A 20,715-nucleotide genomic window follows, 5' to 3' on the forward strand; every position below is an offset into this window, starting at 1 on the left:
TGCATGTCCATGTGGTGTTCCTCCGGCGAAGTTGACGTGTCGGAACATCAGTCTCCTTCGGCATCGCCCAATGGACAACCTATTGAAAATTCAAATCCAGGCGCAAAGAACGAGGTGTGGAATCTGTCCAATACTCTGGATGCGGCTTCGAAGCAGAAAAAGTGGCCGAACTCGCCCCAAAATCAGACCTGATTGTGGATTATTGAGTGTCAACTGGAATGCGCGGAGAAATCGCTCTCGCAAGGGCGCTCTGACGATTGGGAAGGTTTACGATCTCGGCTGCGATAAGACGTTCGCCGCATTTCAGATGCGTTTCCAAAGTTGGTGGATGCTGAGAAGCATCGCTGCGAACCAGATCGTAACCGGACGATATTCCGACCGCCTGAACCTTCATGTCTTTGAGATCGGACCAGAACCGTGGGGGAACTGGGGTAGGACGTTCTTTGTTGCAAATGGCCGCTGCCGCAATCTGGGCCTGCGTGGTTGCATTGTGAATGGTTTCGATACGCAGTTTTCCGGATGCGAATTCGTTTTCACCGCGGGCACAATCTCCGATTGCAAATATTTCGGAGTCAGATGTCCGCATGTCCTGATCGACGCAGATACCATTGTCACATTCCAGGCCCGCGGCTTCGGCAAGCGCAATATTGGGTGTTGCACCAATCCCCGCCAACACGAGATCGGTCTTTATTTGGGATCCATCGCCAAGATGGATCGAGGAAACGCGGCGATCAGCGGCGCCGAACCTCTCAATCTTCTGATTGAAGAGAAACTGAACACCGGCATCTTTCAGCTTCTGAGTAACGAAATTGGTTGTTGCGGGTGAGGCAACGCGGGCCATGGCGCGAGCGGCGGCCTCGACAACAGTGACGGTTCTCCCAAGATTGACCGCGGCAGAGGCCACTTCGAGCCCGATAACACCGGCGCCAATGATTGCAACGTCGCGACAGCCAGGATCGCTCAAGGCTTGGCGAAGCCTTGCCGAATCGCCCAGGTCTCTCAGATAGTGGATCCCTTTCAGGTTCGCGCCCTTCGCATTAAGACGACGCGGCGATGCCCCTGTGGCAAGGATCAAGGTATTGAATTTCATCGTCTTCCCGTCCGCAAAGTGGATTCTACGCTTATTCCTATCAATCTTGACGACCTTGCGCGCCCGCATCAGGTCGATGCGATTGTCTTCGTAGAATGAAAGAGGACGTATCAGAGTTGGCTGCGGTCTATCCGGTCCCTGCAGCCACGCCTTGGACAGAGGCGGGCGCTGATAAGGCAGCGACACCTCATCGCCAATAAGTTTTATCGCACCTTCGTAGCCATTCATGCGCAAGGTTGCGGCAGCATTTGTTCCGGCCGCTCCATTGCCGATAATCACAGTTGTGTTCATGTTTCTTTCCTCCCCGGGTTTACCGATTGTTTAGATGAGGCTAAGCGAGCGCGCAGCCATTACTGCCTCGGTGCGATTGGCGACGTTTAGACCACGCAAAATTTTTCTGAAATGCCACTTCACGGTGTCTTCCGTGACATGCATGCGCACTGCAATTTCCTTGTTGCTCAGCCCAAGTGCGGCATGTTGCAGGACGATTACCTGCTTCTGACTTATGGGGGCCGATCTATATGCAAAGGGGCGTTCAGTAATCTGCACATCATGCGCAGGTACTTTGGTCCTGGCGACCTGAGTTGTCCGTTGATCCAAGAACGCTTTCGCCGCTGGACTGATGACACGCAGAAAATGCCGCCTGTTTATCAAGGACCTGAAAGCGCCCAGTTGTTGTGCCTTCAGATCGGCATCGGCGATTCTTTTCAGCGCCTGCTTTTTTTCGCCCATCAGATAAATTGCAGTCGCAAGCGTATATTGCGCCCTGATTTCTCCGCGTTGGTCTCGGACGGCGGAAAAGTTGGAAAGGGCTTTTCGAGCGTGCATCTCGGCCAGGCCCAGTTTGCCGTCTCGCAGAAATCTTGAGGCTTCTAGCAAGGCGATTTCCGCCTGGATGGCGCGATTCTGGTTTGGCAGAAACAGCAGGTCTTCGTCGGACGGAAGCGGCTCGGTCGAGAGCGGAGTGCTGGTTCGGGTTCCCATAGCAAAGACTTCGGAGCCCAATCGCACCAGAATGCCCAGCCGCTTCAGACCGCGATCCTTTGCCATCAGGCGGCAACGTTCAAGCAACAAGAACGCCTGCAATGTGTCACCCTGGCGAATATAGATCTCGGCCGCGCTTCGGACGGTGTTCCACACCACATCCGTCACCCCGAATTCCAGCGCAAAATCCAGAGCCTCTTGCACAAGACGCTCATCGGGTGTGATCGACTCTTCTTCTGTTTGGACCTGAAGCTCGAAGGCCGCGAGCATTCCTTTGATAAAGGGTGTGCGCTCATGGGCGACGTTTTCGTTTTTCTGTGCGCGACGAATCTCGCTGCGCGCGCCATAGATGTCGCCATTGAGCAGCTTAGCCAGAATCCCAGCAGCAGCAAGCCAGCCAAACGCATAACGGTGACGGACCGCGCCGCTCACGACCGTGGCGGAGGCTATTTGATCTGAAAGGGCAGCAAACTGCCTGCCGGAAGCGGCGATGAATGCTCTGCACGTCTGTGCCGCGGCATGGCCGACAGGATTGGCCGACCCATAGGTATCAACCCAGGCCGCGCATCTTTCATCGCTTTCTTTCAATTCATCGTGGGTGGCAAGACCGATGGCATGCACCAGTTTCCCCCAGCCATTCGAATCTTCCTCCTCCGAAGGTGCGGAAACCCTCTGGTCGTTCAGCCTGGAAAGCACATCCTGTGCTTCCTGTGCGCGTTGACTGAAGTACAGCACCCAAGCATATCCGATAGCCAAGGATGGCATCTGAAGCAGTTTGGCTCTGGGAATGCCCGTGAACCAGATCGTCAAGGCCTCAATCTCTCCTTGTCTCAGGGCTAGATCGAACAGAGCTTGATCAGTTAGCCGTTTGGCCCAGTTGTGATCGTGTGCGCGAAGAGCAACATCCACGACCAAACGGTACTCTTTTTTTCGCCAATGCCAGAATGCGATACGTTTTAGGAAATACGACCGACGCGATCCATTTGCTTCGATGAAACGATTGCGCAGGTACTCTTTCAGGGCCCGGTTCATTTCATAGCATTTTGGTTTTTCAACGCTGGATATCAAAAGCCCGTGGCGCGATGCTAGTTCTGCCAATTTGCAACTGGAATCGTTAATCTTGAACACATAATCGCTGCAGTCTGCCGTGATTTCCTCCAGCCAACTGGCGTTAATCAGGTGATCGAGGAGCGGCCGCGTAATCTGTGCCAGTACGTCGGTTTCGAAGTATGCCTGAACCTCTGAAAGGTCAGCGATCGCGTCGCCTGATGCTTTCGATTTGCCAGCCAGTGCGCATAGAAGCGGCCAACCAGCCGTCTTGTTGTATATCTTCGTCGCCCGGTCGGCTTCCAACGGTAGAATTGAACATGTCTCGTCAAGAGTGAAGCTTAACTCTCTTGGACCGATCGTAACCACATGCGAAACTACCGACAGGGTGACCAACGTGCCCGGTTGGTGCCCGCTTACTACCAGTCGAACGGCTTCTGGCGTTTCCAGGGTGATCGTTTTCAGAAATCTCTGTGTGGCGGCAGAGTCAGAAACGCCGTCCAAGCAAATCATGACGGGTCTTTTCCAATCGAAAAGAAGGCGCAGTGCGATGATCTCTGGGCCGCGATCACCGGACGTGACGGGAAGGTCCGGTGGCGAAAGCATTGCGACAATCGCGGTTGCAATAAGGTCCGCTTCAGAGACGCTCTCTGGCCAGAACGACGACAGGTCCAGATAGATACAATCGTCTCCTCGGTCGGCAGCCGATTGGGCGCACAAGGCGATCTGCACTGATTTGCCGAAGCCGCGAGGTGCCTGATAAAGGAGGCATTTCGCGCCGGGGTGTCCCGCAATATCCAGTCTGTCACGTCTCAGGCAGCCCTGAGTCAATTTCTTTTGACGGACATTCATGCGTTCCAGAAAATCGTAGATGTCGTTCGGGATTGCGCTGGAGGTCTTAATCATCCCTCCCTCCCTGAAAGTGATGTATCGTAGGCGTGCCGACATCTTACCTAGCGCACAAAAACTCTAAACTACACGAACGTGTAGTTGTGGGGTGACCTGATTGAGAGGCAGCTTAATTCCAAGCGGCAAGAAGCAGCAAGTACGAAAAGGAGATGCTCTTCTGGCCAATACAGAAACTTACAACAGCCTTTTCCTTGGGAGGAGTAGACTATGAGCGATCTAAGCCAAGCGTCCACGGCGCAAGCTGGCGCCGATGAAGTATACGTTGATAAGAAACGGTATTTTTGGATTTTGTCCGTATTCTGGCCGGCAACGCCGCTAATCGGACTGTATCTGGTCTCGGTAACCGGCTGGAGCATCTGGTACGGGACTGTGCTGATTTTATGGTATCTGGCGGTTCCGATGCTGGACGCTATGTTTGGCGAGGATTTTTCCAATCCCCCCGAATCGGCCGTACCTGATCTTGAAAGAGACCGATATTATCGCGTGCTTACTTATCTGACGGTGCCCATGCATTATGCGGCTTTGATCGGGTCTTGCTGGTGGGTCGCAACCCATTCTCTGAATGCGCTCGAATTCGTCGCGCTGGCACTGTCGCTGGGGGTCGTCAACGGTTTGGCGCTGAACACCGGCCATGAACTCGGTCACAAGAAGGAAGCTTTTGATCGCTGGATGGCAAAACTGGTGCTGGCAGTGGTGGGCTATGGCCACTTCTTCATCGAACATAACAAAGGGCACCACCGTGACGTGGCCACCCCGAAAGACCCGGCAACCTCGCGTATGGGCGAAAACATCTATTCTTTCGCAACCCGCGAAATCCCCGGGGCTTTCAAACGCGCTTGGGAGCTAGAAGAGGTGCGCCTTGAGCGGAGTGGTAAGAGCGTCTGGAGCCTGGATAACGAAATTCTTCAGCCGCTGATCATTACCGTCGTTCTTTACGCCGGGCTGCTGGCATTCTTCGGGCCCATCATGCTTGTGTTCCTGCCCATTCAGATGGCGTACGGATGGTGGCAGCTGACTTCGGCCAACTATATCGAGCATTATGGCTTGCTGCGCGAAAAACTGCCCAACGGCAAGTATGAGCATCAGAAGCCGCACCATTCGTGGAACTCGAACCATATCATGTCCAACCTGATCCTGTTCCACCTGCAGCGGCACTCGGACCACCACGCGCACCCGACGCGGTCCTATCAATCCCTGCGGGACTTCAAGGATCTGCCTGCGCTTCCTTCGGGCTATCCCGGGATGTTCTTTGCCGCGCTGATCCCCTCCTGGTTCCGGTCGATCATGGATCATCGTGTCCTGGACTGGGCCAAAGGCGATCTGAACAAGATCCAGATCGAACCCGGTATGCGCGACTACTATGACCGCAAATTCGGGTCGGTCGCACCTGCGCAGCCTGCCGCAATGCCCGCCGAATAAAACCCAAGGCTTGGCATCTCAGACAAAGGCGTTGGCCCCGATGGGGCCAACCCTGACCTGACAAACAGCCCCTTGCTCGCACTCGAAGACGGGGCCGCAGACACAACCGACAGAAAATCTGGGACGACGCATGTGCTTGCCTGTCAACTCATGTGTGTAAGGGAGGAATGAACAATGGCCAAATATCAATGCCCGGATTGCGGATACACCTACGATGAAATCCAGGGCCACCCGCATGAAGGTTTCCCGCCGGGAACGCCGTGGTCGCAAGTGCCCGAAGACTTTGCGTGCCCCGATTGCGCGGTCCGCGACAAAGAGGACTTTTTGCTGATCGGAGAAGCCGCAGCGCCTACACCAACCCCGGCACCGGCACCGACATCCGCTCCGGCCCCGGCACCCGCACCCGTGGCGGTTGCCGCTCCTGCCGCCGCACCGCCGCCTGCTCCGGTGGCACAGGCGGCCCCCGCCGCCGGAACCGCCTACCGGAAATGGCTTTGCATCACATGCGGTCATATCTACGACGAAGCCCTTGGCGACGAACACGAAGGTTTTCCGCCGGGAACTTTGTTCAGCCAGATCCCCGATGATTGGTGCTGCCCGGACTGTGGTGCCACGAAAGAGGACTATGTCCTCTACGAAGAAAAATAAGAGCGTGAACATGAATCAGGTTGCCTCATTTCCCGCCAAAACAGCCGGTGCCGATGACATCCGAGCGGCGTTTGACACCCAGATTCGAGCACAACTTGCCCGGCGGGCGGTCTTTGACCGCAAGGCACGTATCGCACAGCTGGACCGCCTGGCAGAGGCCGTCAAACGGAACGAGGACAAAATCATCGCGGCTTGCGCGGCTGATTTTCGCAAACCCGCCGAAGAAGTGAAACTGACCGAGATCTTTCCTGTGCTTCAGGAAATCCGGCACACCAAACACCATCTGAAGTCGTGGATGCGCCCCAAACGGGCGCGCGCCACTTTGGGGGTGTTTGGCACCAAGGCACGGGTTCGCCCCGAGGCCAAGGGTGTATGCCTGATCATCGCGCCCTGGAATTATCCGGTGAATCTTTCGCTCGGGCCGCTGGTTTCGGCAATCGCGGCCGGCAACAGCGCCATTATCAAGCCGTCCGAAATGACACCGAATGCGGCCCAGGTCATCACCGACATCGTGGAAGAGGCGTTCACACCGGATCTGGTCAAGGTCATCGAAGGCGATGCCTTGGTTTCCCAGGAGCTTCTGTCACTGCCCTTCGACCACATATTCTTCACGGGCAGCCCGGCGATCGGCAAGGTCGTGATGGAGGCGGCGGCAAAAAGCCTGACATCGGTCACTCTGGAACTTGGTGGCAAGTCGCCCACTATCGTCGGGCCCAACGCCAATATCAAAAAGGCCGCGCGAAACATCGTCTGGGGCAAGTTCTCAAACAACGGTCAGACCTGTATCGCCCCCGATCATGTGTATGTGCACCGCGATGTATCGGCCGCGTTCAAGACCGCGCTTCAGGCCGAGATCGGTCGGGTCTATGGGAAAACGCCCGAGGCACAAAAAGCAACGCCCGACTATTGCCGGATCGTGAACGATAGGCATTTTGACCGGCTGCGCAACCTGATCGAGGATGCCCGTGCCAAAGGCGCAAGTATCCTTCAGGGCGGTCAGACCGATGCGGGCCAGAACTTCGTTGCCCCGACGCTGATTTCCGAGGTTTCGGATGATATGGAAATCACTCAGGAAGAGCTGTTCGGGCCAATTTTGCCGATCATCGAATATGTTGATCTGGACAAAGTTATCGACAAGATCAACGCAAACCCCAAGCCCCTTGCTCTTTATATCTTCGACAAAAGCAAGGACTTCGCTGACCAGATTATCACGCGCACCTCTTCGGGCGCGGTGGGCGTAAACCTTACTGTTGTGCATTTCCTGCACCCGAACCTGCCATTTGGCGGCGTCAACAACTCCGGCATCGGGGCGGCCCATGGGGAATATGGCTTCAAGGCATTTTCGCATGAAAAAGCTGTGCTGGAGGAAAAGCATTCGATTACGCACATGCTTTTCCCGCCTTACACGGGCTTTGTACGCCGCCTCATAAACATCGTGGTCCGGGTGCTTGGATAACAGCCGCCCGGAACCAATAGGGAGATAAGAAATGTACGACTATATCATCGTCGGCGCCGGATCCGCCGGTTGCGTTCTGGCCAACCGGTTGTCTGCAAACCCGGCAAAACGCGTCGCGCTTATCGAAGCGGGCCCAAAGGATAAGAACCCCCTGATTCACATGCCAGTGGGGATCGCATTGTTGGCCAATAGCAAAAAGCTGAACTGGGCATTCGATACCGAACCACAAGAACATTTGAATGGCCGTAGACTGTTCTGGCCTCGTGGCAAAACACTGGGCGGGTCGTCGTCCATCAACGCCATGGTCTATATCCGCGGGCACAAGGCCGATTACGACTACTGGGCGTCCGAGGCAGGCACGGATGTCTGGGGCTGGGACCGCATGACAGACCTGTTCAAGCGGATCGAAGACAACCATCGGTTCGGAGCATCCGATAGTCATGGTAAGGGCGGCGAGCTTTCCGTGAGCGAGCTGAAAACCGTGAACCCTTTGAGCCGCGATTTCGTACAGGCTGGGCGTGAATTGCAGATTCCTCACAACGGCGATTTTAATAGCGGTTCGCAAGAGGGGCTGGGCATGTACCAGGTCACGCAAAAGGACGGAAGGCGCTGGAGTTCGGCGCAAGCCTTTCTGCGGGGGGCTGAGTCCCGTTCCAATCTTGAAGTCATCACCGACGCCCGTGTGACCCGCGTCGTCATGGAAGAAAAGTCCGCAACGGGTGTCACCTTGCGGCAGGGCGGCGAATATCGCCAACTGCGTCTCAATGCCGGCGGCGAGGTGATCCTGTCTGGCGGGGCCGTGAATTCGCCTCAACTTCTCCTTCTGTCAGGTATCGGGGATGCCCAAGAAATTAAACGGCATGGTCTAGCCGTCGTTCACGACCTTCCCGAGGTGGGCAAGAACATGGCCGACCACCTCGATGTAACGATTATGCATGCTGCTAGCTCACGGCGCCCGATCGGTGTCGCGCCCAGCTTTCTGCCGCGTGGCATTGGTGGTTTGTTTTCCTACATCTTCAGACGTAAAGGGTTTCTCACGTCAAATGTTGCGGAAAGCGGTGGGTTCATTAAGTCGTCCCCTGACCGCGATAGGCCGAATGTTCAGTTTCACTTCCTGCCCACATATCTGAAAGATCATGGCCGCAAGATCGCTTTTGGTTATGGCTATACGCTTCACATCTGCGATCTTTTGCCAAAGAGCCGCGGCTATATTGGCCTCAAAAGCCCGGATCCGATGGACGATCCTCTGATTCAGCCGAATTATCTTGGGGATCCGGAAGATATGAAAACGATGATTGCGGCCTTTAAAGCCGGGCGCAGGATCCTCGAAGCTCCGGCAATGTCTGCGCACAGCAAATACGAAGTGCACCCCGGCAAATCCGTACAGACCGACGATGAGATTGCGGCATTCATTCGGGAAAGCGCAGAAACAATCTATCACCCGGTTGGCACATGCCGAATGGGTGCGGACGAGGCTTCAGTTGTAGATCCGGAACTAAAAGTTCGCGGTGTATCTGGGCTGCGAGTGGTGGACGCATCCATCATGCCAAGCCTTGTCGCCGGCAACACAAACGCCCCGACCATGGTCATCGCTGAGAATGCGGCCGAGATCATTCTGGGGCAGGTGCGTATTTTTGACAGGAGTCGTTCAGTTGCCTGAACTTTATGATGAAAAGCGAAAAACAGTCCGGTGTCAGGGGGCGATGGGGTTTATTGTAAGAAGCTTCGAGCAGTTTCAGAACGGCACGATTCCAACCCAAAATTCAAGTTCTGAAGAGGAAGCCAAATGCGCGGACAGATGATGGCTATGCCACTGACCATTCATTCACTGATCGACCACGGAGCTCGCTACCACGGCGACACCGAGATTGTGTCGGTGGAAACAGATGGCACAAAGACTAAGACGAACTGGAAAGGTATTTCTGACAGATCCCGGCAGCTCGGCTCGGCGCTGACAAAGATGGGGCTCTTCAAAGGGGATCGCGTGGCGACGATCGCGTGGAACAATGCGCGGCATCTAGAATGCTACTTTGGCATTTCCTGCTGTGGAATGGTATGTCACACGATCAATCCGCGCCTTTTCCCGGAACAGCTTGTCTATATCATCAACCACGCGAAAGATCGGGTCATCTTTTTTGACAAGACGTTCCTGCCGATCATTGAGGGGATCAAGGAGAAGCTGACGACTGTCGATACCTTCGTTCTTATGTCCGTGCGTGATGAAAAAGCAGCAAGAAAAATCCCCGGACTTGTGTTCTACGAGGACTTCCTGGCCTCGGGCGACGAAAACGCCGATTGGGTGGATGTCGATGAGAATGATGCATCCAGCCTTTGCTATACTTCCGGGACTACAGGAAACCCCAAGGGCGTTCTGTATTCGCACCGCTCTACGGTGTTACATTCGTTGGGCGCGGCCCTTCCCGATACGCTGAACATTTCAGCACGCGAAGTGATGATGCCCGTGGTTCCGATGTTCCACGTCAATGCCTGGGGCATCCCATATGCTGCTGCGATGGTCGGCGCAAAGCTGGTCCTGCCTGGTCCGGGACTTGATGGTGACAGCCTTACACGGCTCATCGACGACGAAGGCGTGACGGTCGCGCTTGGTGTTCCTACAATCTGGCAGGGGCTTCTCGCATCGCTCGACAAACTCGGCTCCAAAGCCGAAACCCTCACACGGACAGTGGTCGGTGGGTCGGCTTGTCCCCCGTCGATGATCGCCGAATTCCGCGACAAATATGGCACCGAAGTCGTGCACGCCTGGGGCATGACCGAAACCTCGCCTCTCGGGACCGCGAATGCCTTGCTGGAACGCCATGCAGGCATGACCGAGGAAGAGCAGGCGAAAGTGCGAGAAAGCCAGGGCCGCCCGCCCTATGGCGTGGAACTCAAGATCGTTGACGATGAAGGCAGCACACTTCCCGAGGATGGGGCGGCGCAAGGCAATCTTCGCATTCGCGGCCATTGGGTCGTAGACAGCTATTTTGGTGCGGAGCCAGGCACGACTTTGGCATCCGATGGATGGTTTGAAACCGGCGATGTGGCCTCGATTGATGCCGATGGGTTCATGACGATCCGGGATCGCTCCAAGGACATCATAAAATCTGGCGGCGAATGGATTTCCACCGTCGAACTTGAGGGCATCGCGGTCGGTCATCCCGGTATCGTGTATGCCGCCGCAATCGCGGCAAAACATGAAAAATGGGACGAACGGCCGGTCCTTGTCGCGGTCAAGGCACCAGGAGCAAAAGTGTCAGAGAAGGATTTGATTGCCTTCTTTTCTGACAAAGTCGCCAAATGGCAGATCCCGGATACGGTCGTTTTTGTGGATGAACTTCCACGAAACGCAACCGGTAAGGTGCTGAAGAACAAGCTGCGGGAAGCCTATGGGGACGTGCTTCTGGCATAGCCTGAAATCAGGCAAGCGGGTTTGCGGATCGCATGTTCCGCCTGTTTGCGACCGCGCATAGGGCGCGAAAAAAACGACCAAAAGGGAGGAATAAATGAAACAATCTAATGTAAAATCCAAGGGGCCTTTTGCCTCGAAGTTTGTGTTAATCACGATGATCGGTGGCTTTTCGTCGTTCAGCGTCGCAAATGCGGAACCGCTTTACTCCAAGGGCGACTGGCTTTTTGGCCTGAATGCGGCGAAAGTATTCACGAACGAAACGTTGGATTCAATCAGCGCGGGCGGTGCGCCAATACCCGGGGCTGGTGTCAATATCACCGATGACACCACGCTGAGTTTCGACGTTTCCTATTTTTTGAATTCATCTGTAGCGTTGAACTTCTTTGGTGGTTTGCCTGCCAGCGCTAATCTTGCAGGGAGCGGCAGTTTGGCAGGACTGCCTGTTGGAGAGACGGAATATGGCCCTGCTGTTTTGTCGCTTCAATATCACTTTTCGACTAATTCATCCGTTAGCCCTTATGTTGGTGCCGGTATCGCTCGAATCTTGTTTCTGGAAGAACAAGGGGATGCACTCGCGGACTTCGACTTGAAAGACGCCTGGGCGCCCGCTGTCCAAGTTGGAATGCGCTATCAAATGAGCGATAATTGGTTTGCCAATGCCGATATACGTTACACGCCATTCGAAACAGATATCTCTGGGACACTCGGCGGGGCGCCAGTCAGAGGCAAGATTTCGGTGGACCCAACAATTCTCAATATCGGTATTGCCTACCGGTTTTAAGCTATTATTGCTAGAAGAGCTGGCAAGGAAAGTGAGTAACAAAAACTCGAAAAGCAAGCTCTTGGAGATGTGAGGAAACGGGCCCGACCTCAGAACGAAGCGGACACGTATTGCGTGACTGACCTGAGCTCCACGCGGCAGAGTTTATTCTGGGAGTCTCACCTTATTTTTTGGCCGCCCCTAAAAGTGCCCTCATTCAGGGCTGGAGTATTTGGCGCTTCCTTACCTCTACGGGCTGGCTCTAACGAGGCGATCCATCAGTGCTGGTTCAGGCATTTTGCCCTGAGCCGGCCATTGAATGACTCGATGAAAAGTCATTGTCTGTCGTAAGCGCCACACTGCTCCCCTCGTGCGGCGCATGAGGTGAATGTGGCAAGAGTCCGCCGATCGTTAGAGTCGGACGGTCCAATTGGGAGCAGACGGCAAAATGGACGTCCTGAGGCGCCCCCAATGGGTTCCGAGATTATTGGGAGAGTCCGTTGGTTGAATAGCTCAAAGCGTGTTGGTTGGCGAGCGCGCCGAGCCCGGAGCCATCCCAAAGCTCAGGCGCTCGGCGCGCGCCTGTCGGCGTGAGGCCGCGGGTGCAGCAGGTCATCTAGCCCGAGCGCGCGTTGTGCCCGTGCGGCTGCGGCGAGATGGCCAGGATTGGCCAGGACGTCAGCGAACGGCTGACGCGCCTGGAATGACCGCAAGGACCGTGGAAGCTCGTCCAATGCTGGGTCCATCTGCGCCGAAGGTTCGTGAAGCTGGCGCGCAACACCAAGTCCCCGATCGCCGAGGCCGCCGTGCGCCAGTTCACTAAGCTATACGCCATTGAGGCGACGGTGCGAGGAATGACGCCACAAACTCGGATCGCCGCGCGACAACGGCACTCCTCCCCGATCATAGCCGCCTTGAAGCCCTGGTTTGAAAAGCAATTGTCAAGGGTCTCCTCCGGCTCTAAGCTGGCCGAAGACATTCTCTAAGGTCTTGCCCATTGGGAAGGGCTCACCCGCTTCCTGGCGATGGCCGGCTCGAGTTCGATACCAACCCGGTCGAAAACGCCATCCGGCCGATATGCCTAATCAGAAAAAATGCCCTGTTTTCTGGACACGAGATCGCGGCCGAAAACTGAGCGCTGCTCTCATCCGTCGTGGCCACCTGCAAGCTCAACGACGTTAATCCCATTGCCTACCGCGCAGATACCTTCGACGCCATCATCAACGGCCATCCGCAGAGCCAGATCGAGGAACTCATGCCCTGACGATTCCGGAAAATGTCATGCCTAAATCCGTAGGCGATCGGCGAGGCGCTTACTGTCTGTCGGTTTTCCGGGCCGTGAGGCGTCCAGCGTCACATTGTTTGGATGTGCCTATAGGTCGAAGTTCACGGGAGATGAACTCAGAGCCTTGGTCGACCCGGATCGTCTTCGGATAGTCAATCTTGCCGCACACAAGGTCGAGTTCATCTGACTTTAATCCGGTCTTTACAACGAACACCCACGCGGATTCTTTCGGAACTGTCGTCCAAAAATCGATGCCAGCTTTCCAGGCAACCTCAAACTGCTCCGGCCCGAGCGAGGAGTACGCAAGCACGTCCCGCTTTCTTGACTAAAAACCGATCGGCGCACCAGCACTTTTCATCGTCGAGACGCTTTTGGCGCCGAGAGGTGACCAGACGTCGGGTGTCACCTTTCCCCTGCAATACACCTTTTTAAGTCCTCAAAGCTTGTGGCCAGCCTCGATTCCATTGGGCACCCCCGTCAAGCGTCCTGCATCAGGTCAATTCATCAGTAATGGTGATACGCGATGAAGCCGCAGCCGGCCAGTAGAAGTTCTTTCCATTTCCAAATGAAGTGCCTCGCCCCTTGTTCCCGGCTAACGCCGGGTGACTTGGACGACACCTGCCGGACCTTGAAACCGTCCTTCCGAAGAATTTTTCCCGCCTCTGCGCGGCTCCTCCTGGATCATGTGTGGACACCCTGCGACCTCCGTATCAAATGGCTTCCATTCCAGCCAACAACCGAAAATGTTAATGTCATCATAGTGCTATCGCGTAGCAATAGTGCCCACCTTCATCCCGCACGGCCCGCCATTTTCTTCTAAAAAGCACTTATATTTCATATCAATAATTGTTTTCAATATTTTCCAGTATACATTTCGATATACGTTAGGCAGTCTGGCCGGGCTGATCCCCCTCACTTTGGGATAAAAAGGAGAACCCGCCATGACCGCCGCGAATCTGTTTATCGACCGCCAGCCTCAAGCCTTCGCCAACGCGCATGCCGACTATCTGGACGCCCAGGCAGCGTTCGTTCGTGTCCATGCGGGGCCGCATACCCCTGAGGCGAGTGACGCCAGCGTAGAGCGCAAGCTGGACGCCCAGCGGGCCATGTACACCGCCCCGGCGCGCTCGCTCGATCAGGTGCTTGTGAAGATCCGGGACTTTCTGGCCACTGAGGCGCCCGGCTCGCTCGATGAATGCCAGCGCCGGTTGCTTGGCGCCATTGCCGACGATGTAGAGGACTTGGCGACCGGCCGCCGCTATGTCGGCCCGGACACACCGGAGGTTGTCGCGTTGCGAGGCGTTCAACGGATCGCGTAACCCGGCACCTGCCAGAAAGTCGAAAGGGCGCTCCGCTGGAGCGCCCTGTTCACCGTCCAAGCCGCCCGTGCTGCCGCTTCTGCATATCAGCGGAAACTGCGGATCGGCTAACTTCCACAGCTTGGTTCCCTGCCGCTTGCGCCATAGGTGCAGCCCTCTCATCAACAGCGGTGTCAAAATACGGGCTGGCATCTACCTTAACCACTACCACGCGCTCTACCACGCGCTCGCGCGAAGCAGCGGCCCCGCTCACCTGCCCCGCAGGGATAATGTTGCCGGGCACAGATGGGGCGAATATCTCTCTTCCTCGCTCGCCTACTGCATAAGCCATGCCGGGTCGAACTGCCCCGCCAGTAGCCTTCCCACCGCCGAATCCCAGCATCTTTCCAACGCCGCTGAAAATTCCGCCTGCGCCGCCACCGCCACCGCCTGCGCCGGCAAACAATCCGAACAGTTGATCTGCGAGGGCGTCCAGCGCGCGACTCAGACCTCGCGTGGCGGCATCGCGCATCCAGTTGGAGAAAGCCTCTTTCGCATTCCCATCCAGAGCGCCCAGCAAGCCGTCTCTGAATGCGGTGCGGAAAGCGTCTCTAAACTGACCTTGATCGATAGCGGCCCGCATCGCGTCCACCTCTCCCGTGGCGACATCTGTAGCCTCTCCCGTGGAGAAGCCGGCGGCCGTGAGTTGCGCTATCCGGGTCCGGATTTCCAGCTCGCGTTCCAGCGAACGAACAAGTCCTTCATCACCGCGCGCACGGGCCAACGCCAGGTCAATTTCCAGCTGGCGAGCCGAAAGCTCTAGCCTTGCTTCAATCAGCTGGTTCGCACGTTCCTGCGCCCTAGCGTCGTCTTCCAACCCGTGCAGGCGAGCCTGATCAGCCCGGGCGGTCGCTTCGGCGTCTGATATCTGTGCGCGCCTGTACGTTTCGATCCGGGATAGCGTGTCGAGTTCACGCTGAGCGCGCCTTGCGGCATCGCTGTCCCCACGCGCTTCTGCCTCGGCCAATTGCAGTTGTAGCGCTAGCTGCTGGCGGGTAACGGCCAGAGCACGGCCCCGTTCTGCTTCGAGGTCAGTCTGGCCTGCACCTGCACCGGACCCTTCAGCCGCGCCGGAGTTTTGCTGCGGCGGTGCGCGCCTGATGGTCGCGGCCAACACCAGAAGCCGCTCGGCAACCGCGTCATCAATCGTGCGTCCGTAGTCAATACCGCGCGCCTCACCTGCTCGCATGTGCGTTATGATCTCACCGATGCGTTCGCTCTCTTGTTGCGCACGCTCGCCACCCAGCGAGTAACGCAGGGTGGCGCGTATCTGGGCTTCGCCGCCGCGATCAGTCGCGCTGATATTGCGGTTCAAAAGCTGGGCTGCCCGGCCTTCCAGAAGATCCGCTGCCTGCATCGAGTCTGACTGTGCGATACCCCCACCCATACCGAAGGCACGCGCCAGAGCTGCCCCGACATTAATGGCGGCGGCCTGAACTTCACCCAGCATCCGCGCCATATTCTCAAGCTCGCTGACATTGCTCAGAATGGCCCCGTTGAGCTGTGTCTCAATAATCTGGCGCATCTCTCGTAAACGGGCGTTCGCGTCGGCGCCCTGCCTAACCATGTCGTTGCCCAGCACACCCCCAGCCTCCCGCAGCCGTTCTGCGAACTGAGCAACGCCCTCCGAGCCGCGACGGAATAGGCCCACCAGGCGGGTGCCTTCCGTGTCAAATGCGCGATTTGCCAGCAGCAGCGCTTCCTGATTTGACTCCGCGTTGGCGATCGCGTCCGCGTAATCCATCAAGACATCGTAGCTCGCCCGCAAATTGCCGTTGGAATCCCTCAGTTCAATATTGTGCCTTTGCAGCATGTCGCGCAGCACGCCAGTGCCCTCAGCGGCCTCTGCGGTTCGCCGGGCGAAGCGCTGGAGCGCCATGTCCATCGTCGCTGCACTGGCGCCTGTCTGATCCGCGCCGTAGCGAAGCTCCTGCAGCTGCTCAACGGTCACGCCAACCCTATCGGCAGTATCCTGCAAGGTCTCTGCAAGGTCGAGCGCGCCATTCGTTGCCTCAGTGAATGCCCTCACAGAGAGCCCTACCCCGAGCGCGCCAAGCGCAACGGTCGCCCCGCGCTGCAGGCGCTGGAAACCCCGGTCAAGATTGGCGTTCATTGATTGAAACCGGCGTTCGATTCGCCGCGCCCCGGCGTTTGAAGCGCCCACGGCCTTGTTCAGAGCCGCATCTAGCCGGTTCATGCGCGCGTCGATCTGGGCGAGCAAAATGGCGTCATCACTCATTTTCGGCCCTTTCCTGAAAAAGCGGCGGTCCAGAGACTTTCGCGACCTCTGAACCGCCTGTCTTGCGCGGACAAGCTGGAAGCTAGGAGAAGAGCCTCAGCCACTCGCGGCGACTAACCCGCCATCCGCGCAAACTGGTTATGCCGCGCTGAACTTCATCACCTTGATGGCGCGGGAATCGACTACCCCGCCACCGGTGCGCTTGGTGGTGTAGAACTTCACCCAGCCTTTAAGGGTGTAGGCATCGCGGAGAACGTTCAGTCCCGTGCGGTCCACGATGCAGTAGCCGCGCTGGAAATCGCCAAACGCGATGGCCTTGGAACCGGATGCGATATCCGGCATGTGTTCGTCGATCTCGACCGGATAGCCCAGAAGCGTCGAAGGCTGGCCCGCCGCAGTCGATTGCTGCCAGAGGTAGTTCCCCTCGCCGTCCTTCATTTTGCGGACAGTGCCGGCCGTTTTCGAGTTCATGAGCCAGGACGCGTTGACCCGGTATTCGGCATTGAGGCTGTAGACCATATCCGCCAACCGGTCGGCAGGCAGAACGCCGGTCGACACAGCCTCGAACGCTCCGTCATTGCCAGAAAGGACATGCTGGAGCGTGCCCAGAGGACGTTCGGCATCGATATCCGCGCTTGTGTCGTAGGTCAGGAAGCCCTTGGGCTTCGCCACCCCGTTTCCGTTGACATAGGCGGCGTCTTCCAGCTCCCCGAGCGTGCCCTGAATGTCGTCACTGACAAACACCTCGATGTCGAAAGAGGAGTCGTCGAGAAGACGTTGCGTGACCTTCGGCTCGGCATAGGTTTCGAAAAGCGGGATGGTGATTTTCGACATGCCCGCGCTTTCCGTGCCACCGCGCTCCTGTGTTTCACCGACCCAGCCCCCGGCCTCGGCGCGTTTGCTGGTGAACAGGATTTCAAACTCGCTGCCCGCGTTTTCCATCAGCACCGTGCGAGACAGCCGGCGCATCGCGGAACCGTTGCGCGCGAATTCAAAGATCACCCGGTCAATCTCTGGCGTGACAGTGAAGCCGCCTTTGCTGTCCTGCCCGACGCTCATGGAGTTTTCCGGCGCATGGCCGGTGATGTAAGCCGCCAGCGGCTTGAGCGTTTCGGCGTGGGGTGTGCCGGTGCCGCCAGAGGCGATCCGGGCACGGGCAGACATCTTGAAGGACCGGTCAAGTTCGGCCTTCACTGCATCAAGTTCGGCCTTCTGTGCCTTGATGTCGGAGGCGAGGGCCTGAATGGCCTTGAGCGCCTTTTCCGGGCCATCGCCCGCGGCGGCCGCTGCTCCGTTCGCCATTACCGGCGAAACCGCCAGAAAGCGGGATGCAGTCGATTTGAGTGCGTTTTTCATCGTCTAACCTTTCAGGATCTCGGCCCGGATCGTCTCGATCTCGCGGGCCAGTTGGTGCCATTCTTCGTCTTGTGGAGTACCGCTCAGCGCCGCATATCCGCCCGCCGCAATCGCGGTTGCCGCAGCCTTGGCGAAGCCCAGCTCGCGCAGGGAGCGCTCAAGATCACGCTTTGACTGAGGCGTGCACGTTGCCCGGTTTGCCGGGACCGGCTCCGGGTCAGCTTCCCGGTCAAGAAGCCGGTCAGCAAAGCCGAGTTCGACCGCCTGGTCGGCGCTCATCCACGTCTCTGCCTTCATCATCGCCATGACAGGATCAACGCCCTGCCCGGAGCGTTCGGCGTAGGTGCGGGCTAGATCCCCGTCGATTTGCTCAAGAAGGTCCGCCGCCTCCCGCAATCCATCCGCATTGCCCAGGGCGATAATCCACGCGCAGTGGATCATCAGGCGGGCATTGCGGGCGATGCGGATATCTTCCGCCGCCATGATGAGGACCGACGCTGCCGACGCCGCCACGCTCATCACTTCGACCCTCACGGGCTGACGGTGCTCGCGCAGCAGATTGTACATCGCCACACCTTCCCAGACCTCGCCGCCAGGCGAGTTCACCTGAAGCGTGACGGGCAGGCTTCCGGCCTCCGCCAGCATCCCGGCGAGGGCCTTGGCGGTAACGCCGCCGTGGCCGATTTCCTCGAAGATCCGGATCACGGCCCGGCCGTTCTCGTTGCTCAGCGAGAAAACGGGATTGGCGACACCGGCAAGGCTCATCTGCTGCGAAAGCCCTTTCGGCTTCGGCGGCAAGGCGATGGCAGACGGACGATTGAAGGGGAGTTTCATGGCGTCACCGTGGTTGAGGTCAAAGACGGGTGACGGCGCAAGGTGCGCCGCCGCTCTGCGTCCAAGGCCCCAGCATCGCGCCGGTGACTCTGGTGGTTTGTGGCGGACCCAGCATCGCGCCGGTATCCGCCCACCCGAATCACCTGCACTGATCCGGGTTTCTGCGTCAAGCGTGGTTTGTGTTTATGTTCCATTGGTGAACCTAAGTGGTGAAAATCATTTCAATTGCTGACTTGCGCGAGAAGTGTTCCCCCGCCGGTCCCGCGCGCCTCGCCGCCAGAGATTTGACCCCCCCCTACCCACCGTCATTGCCCCGCAGTGGGACCGGCGGCGCGCCCTCCGGGGTGATTGCGTGGAAGAACTCAGCCAGGTGCGTGCCGTATCGTTCGGCCAGGTGGCGGGCATGGAATGGGCACTGGCAGGTCAGCACCCTGCCATCCTTGGAAACGCCGCAACGGTTGAGGTCACGCACTCGCGCCTCGCGCCCGATTTTGGCGTCCATTGACGCGCGCCACTGACCGTTGAGGGCAAGCGGATGCGCTTCCCGCTTGTCGCCCGTATCGCTCCCGCCCTCTGGCCTTCCTGCCAAGCCCTTTGCGATGTTTCCGCCAGCACTGGCCGGTCCGGGCTGGCGAGACAGTCCCGCCATCGCCTGTTGGCTGAGAGGTGCAGCTTTGCCGTTTCCGCTGGCAGGCTCGGCGCCGCGTGTAGCGCCTGCCTCATCCGGCTGCCCGCCCCGCCCCGTTTCGGTCAAAAGGGGATCAGGGGATTTATCGTAAGAAAGACTCGTAACTGCATCGACATCAGTGATCGATGGCCCATCGACCGTATGAGGGTCGATAGCCCTATCGACTGCACGGTCGATAGGGTATGGCGAGACTTCACCTTGCAGGACAGTGGATGCTGGCGGAATATCGAAAGCACCCCGAGTGCGCTTGCGTTCGGCCTTGAACTCATCAAACGATTTGGCAGGTGTCTCGCCTGCCTCGCGTTCATCCCCTACATCAAGGCGAACCCTGTAAGCGCATGGTTTATCGCTTCTATCGGGCCTGCGCACCTGTACCCATCCCAGCCACTCCAGCCGAGCGAGCGCGCGGTTCACACCGTCATGGCTCATCTGCACCACTGACGCGATGCGCGACTGGCGTATGGGGTAGGTCCAGCCCTTGTTATCGGTGTAGGTGCCAATGGCCGACAGCACCAGGTAATCGCCGTGCGTCATCAGCTTGGCCACTACATCGGCAATCGCCCCCGCTGGCGTTATCGCCATGCGGGGGCCGCCCCGGCCCTTTGGCCGGCTTTCGCTATTGGTGCTGGACGATCTATCCGCCATCAGTGCAACGGCGTCTCCGGCCTGCTCTCGAATGCCGTGATGGCCATCTTGAGCTGGTCTAGTGCGCCGGGATGCATCTGCCCCTTTTCAACGAGGCTGGCCGCTATCCCCAGCACCGCCTGGGCTTCGATCAACACCCGCATCCCCTCGCTGTTTTCCGAGAGGTGAGCGGTCGCTTGCAGACCCTCTGCCACTTCGAGGGCCATCACCACGCCCCGCGCCTGGGCGCCCAGCATGGCAAGGGCGTTTATCGAGACGAAGGTCTTGCCTCCCGCCTTACACATTGTGCGGCTGGCGAACTGTTCTGCCAGCATGGCCAGAACTTCCGGTGGGGCACCGCGCGTGATCCGTTCCAGAAACGGCCCCATCACGCCGCCTCCGCATCGCGTTCAGCGATACGCTCGCTTGCCCACGTCTCTATCTCCGCCTCTGGCCAGCGCACGCAGCTAGGCCCGATTTTGACCGGCCTTGGGAAGCGGCCTTCACCAATCCAGCGGTAGAGGGTTGCGGTTGAAATACCGACGCGGCGTTCAACATCGCGGCGTTTCAGAAAAGCCATGACCGGCCCCTTTCATGCGTAAAAAACTA

15 protein-coding genes and 2 pseudogenes are annotated in these 20,715 nt (G+C 57.7%); 8 read left to right on the plus strand and 9 right to left on the minus strand.

Translation table 11 applies throughout. The features are described 5' to 3' along the window. Positions 1 to 199 precede the first annotated feature (199 nt). Both X907_RS07705 and X907_RS07710 read right to left on the minus strand, forming a co-directional pair. Positions 200 to 1,381, minus strand: a complete 1,182-nt coding sequence (locus X907_RS07705) for an NAD(P)/FAD-dependent oxidoreductase (protein WP_009802140.1) — start codon at positions 1,379 to 1,381, stop codon at positions 200 to 202. A 30-nt stretch (positions 1,382 to 1,411) separates the two neighbouring features. After that, on the minus strand, positions 1,412 to 4,027 hold the full coding sequence (locus X907_RS07710; RefSeq protein WP_009802139.1) for a helix-turn-helix transcriptional regulator: 2,616 nt from the start codon (positions 4,025 to 4,027) through the stop codon (positions 1,412 to 1,414). 210 nt (positions 4,028 to 4,237) lie between these two features. Between X907_RS07710 and X907_RS07715 the strand changes: the two genes are divergently transcribed. The 7 genes and pseudogenes from X907_RS07715 to X907_RS14800 all read left to right on the plus strand — a co-directional run. Further along, positions 4,238 to 5,449, plus strand: coding sequence for an alkane 1-monooxygenase (locus tag X907_RS07715; RefSeq protein ID WP_009802138.1), 1,212 nt, complete (start codon positions 4,238 to 4,240; stop codon positions 5,447 to 5,449). A gap of 174 nt (positions 5,450 to 5,623) precedes the next feature. Then, positions 5,624 to 6,097: a rubredoxin gene (locus tag X907_RS14750; RefSeq protein ID WP_040612567.1), complete on the plus strand. Its 474-nt coding sequence runs from the start codon at positions 5,624 to 5,626 to the stop codon at positions 6,095 to 6,097. A 10-nt stretch (positions 6,098 to 6,107) separates the two neighbouring features. Then, positions 6,108 to 7,553: an aldehyde dehydrogenase family protein gene (locus X907_RS07725; RefSeq protein ID WP_040612565.1), complete on the plus strand. Its 1,446-nt coding sequence runs from the start codon at positions 6,108 to 6,110 to the stop codon at positions 7,551 to 7,553. Positions 7,554 to 7,584: 31 nt separating this feature from the next. Beyond that, the gene (locus X907_RS07730; protein ID WP_009802135.1) at positions 7,585 to 9,213 is read left to right on the plus strand and encodes a GMC family oxidoreductase; all 1,629 of its coding nucleotides are present in this window, start codon (positions 7,585 to 7,587) and stop codon (positions 9,211 to 9,213) included. A gap of 126 nt (positions 9,214 to 9,339) precedes the next feature. Continuing rightward, the gene (locus X907_RS07735; protein WP_170175496.1) at positions 9,340 to 10,962 is read left to right on the plus strand and encodes a long-chain fatty acid--CoA ligase; all 1,623 of its coding nucleotides are present in this window, start codon (positions 9,340 to 9,342) and stop codon (positions 10,960 to 10,962) included. Positions 10,963 to 11,056: 94 nt separating this feature from the next. Beyond that, entirely contained in the window at positions 11,057 to 11,743 is a 687-nt protein-coding gene (locus X907_RS07740) for an OmpW/AlkL family protein (protein ID WP_009802132.1), read from the plus strand. A 689-nt stretch (positions 11,744 to 12,432) separates the two neighbouring features. Next, positions 12,433 to 12,986: pseudogene (locus X907_RS14800) on the plus strand (IS66 family transposase); the annotation flags it as partial. A gap of 51 nt (positions 12,987 to 13,037) precedes the next feature. On the opposite strand, the pseudogene X907_RS14770 reads toward X907_RS14800, so the two are convergent. Then, a pseudogene (locus X907_RS14770) lies at positions 13,038 to 13,185 on the minus strand (integrase catalytic domain-containing protein); the annotation flags it as partial. A 763-nt stretch (positions 13,186 to 13,948) separates the two neighbouring features. Between X907_RS14770 and X907_RS07750 the strand changes: the two are divergent. After that, positions 13,949 to 14,326 carry a hypothetical protein gene (locus X907_RS07750; protein WP_127566790.1) on the plus strand — a complete coding sequence of 126 codons (378 nt, stop codon included), beginning with the start codon at positions 13,949 to 13,951 and terminating at the stop codon, positions 14,324 to 14,326. 49 nt (positions 14,327 to 14,375) lie between these two features. On the opposite strand, the gene X907_RS14430 is transcribed toward X907_RS07750, so the two are convergent. The 6 genes from X907_RS14430 to X907_RS07780 all read right to left on the minus strand — a co-directional run bounded on the left by X907_RS14430 (position 14,376) and on the right by X907_RS07780 (position 20,686). Continuing rightward, on the minus strand, positions 14,376 to 16,604 hold the full coding sequence (locus X907_RS14430) for a coiled-coil domain-containing protein (protein WP_170175497.1): 2,229 nt from the start codon (positions 16,602 to 16,604) through the stop codon (positions 14,376 to 14,378). 138 nt (positions 16,605 to 16,742) lie between these two features. After that, the gene (locus X907_RS07760) at positions 16,743 to 17,960 is read right to left on the minus strand and encodes a phage major capsid protein (RefSeq protein WP_127566792.1); all 1,218 of its coding nucleotides are present in this window, start codon (positions 17,958 to 17,960) and stop codon (positions 16,743 to 16,745) included. A gap of 3 nt (positions 17,961 to 17,963) precedes the next feature. After that, positions 17,964 to 18,794: a head maturation protease, ClpP-related gene (locus X907_RS07765; RefSeq protein ID WP_127566794.1), complete on the minus strand. Its 831-nt coding sequence runs from the start codon at positions 18,792 to 18,794 to the stop codon at positions 17,964 to 17,966. A 295-nt stretch (positions 18,795 to 19,089) separates the two neighbouring features. Continuing rightward, on the minus strand, positions 19,090 to 20,127 hold the full coding sequence (locus X907_RS07770; protein WP_127566796.1) for a helix-turn-helix domain-containing protein: 1,038 nt from the start codon (positions 20,125 to 20,127) through the stop codon (positions 19,090 to 19,092). After that, positions 20,127 to 20,495 (minus strand): hypothetical protein, encoded by a 369-nt coding sequence (locus X907_RS07775; RefSeq protein WP_127566798.1) that lies wholly within the window; start codon positions 20,493 to 20,495, stop codon positions 20,127 to 20,129. The genes X907_RS07770 and X907_RS07775 overlap by 1 nt, the downstream gene beginning before the upstream one ends. After that, positions 20,495 to 20,686 (minus strand): helix-turn-helix transcriptional regulator, encoded by a 192-nt coding sequence (locus tag X907_RS07780; protein WP_127566800.1) that lies wholly within the window; start codon positions 20,684 to 20,686, stop codon positions 20,495 to 20,497. The genes X907_RS07775 and X907_RS07780 overlap by 1 nt, the downstream gene beginning before the upstream one ends. Positions 20,687 to 20,715: the final 29 nt, after the last annotated feature.

Source organism: Glycocaulis alkaliphilus, from assembly GCF_004000605.1.
Taxonomy (GTDB): domain Bacteria; phylum Pseudomonadota; class Alphaproteobacteria; order Caulobacterales; family Maricaulaceae; genus Glycocaulis; species Glycocaulis alkaliphilus.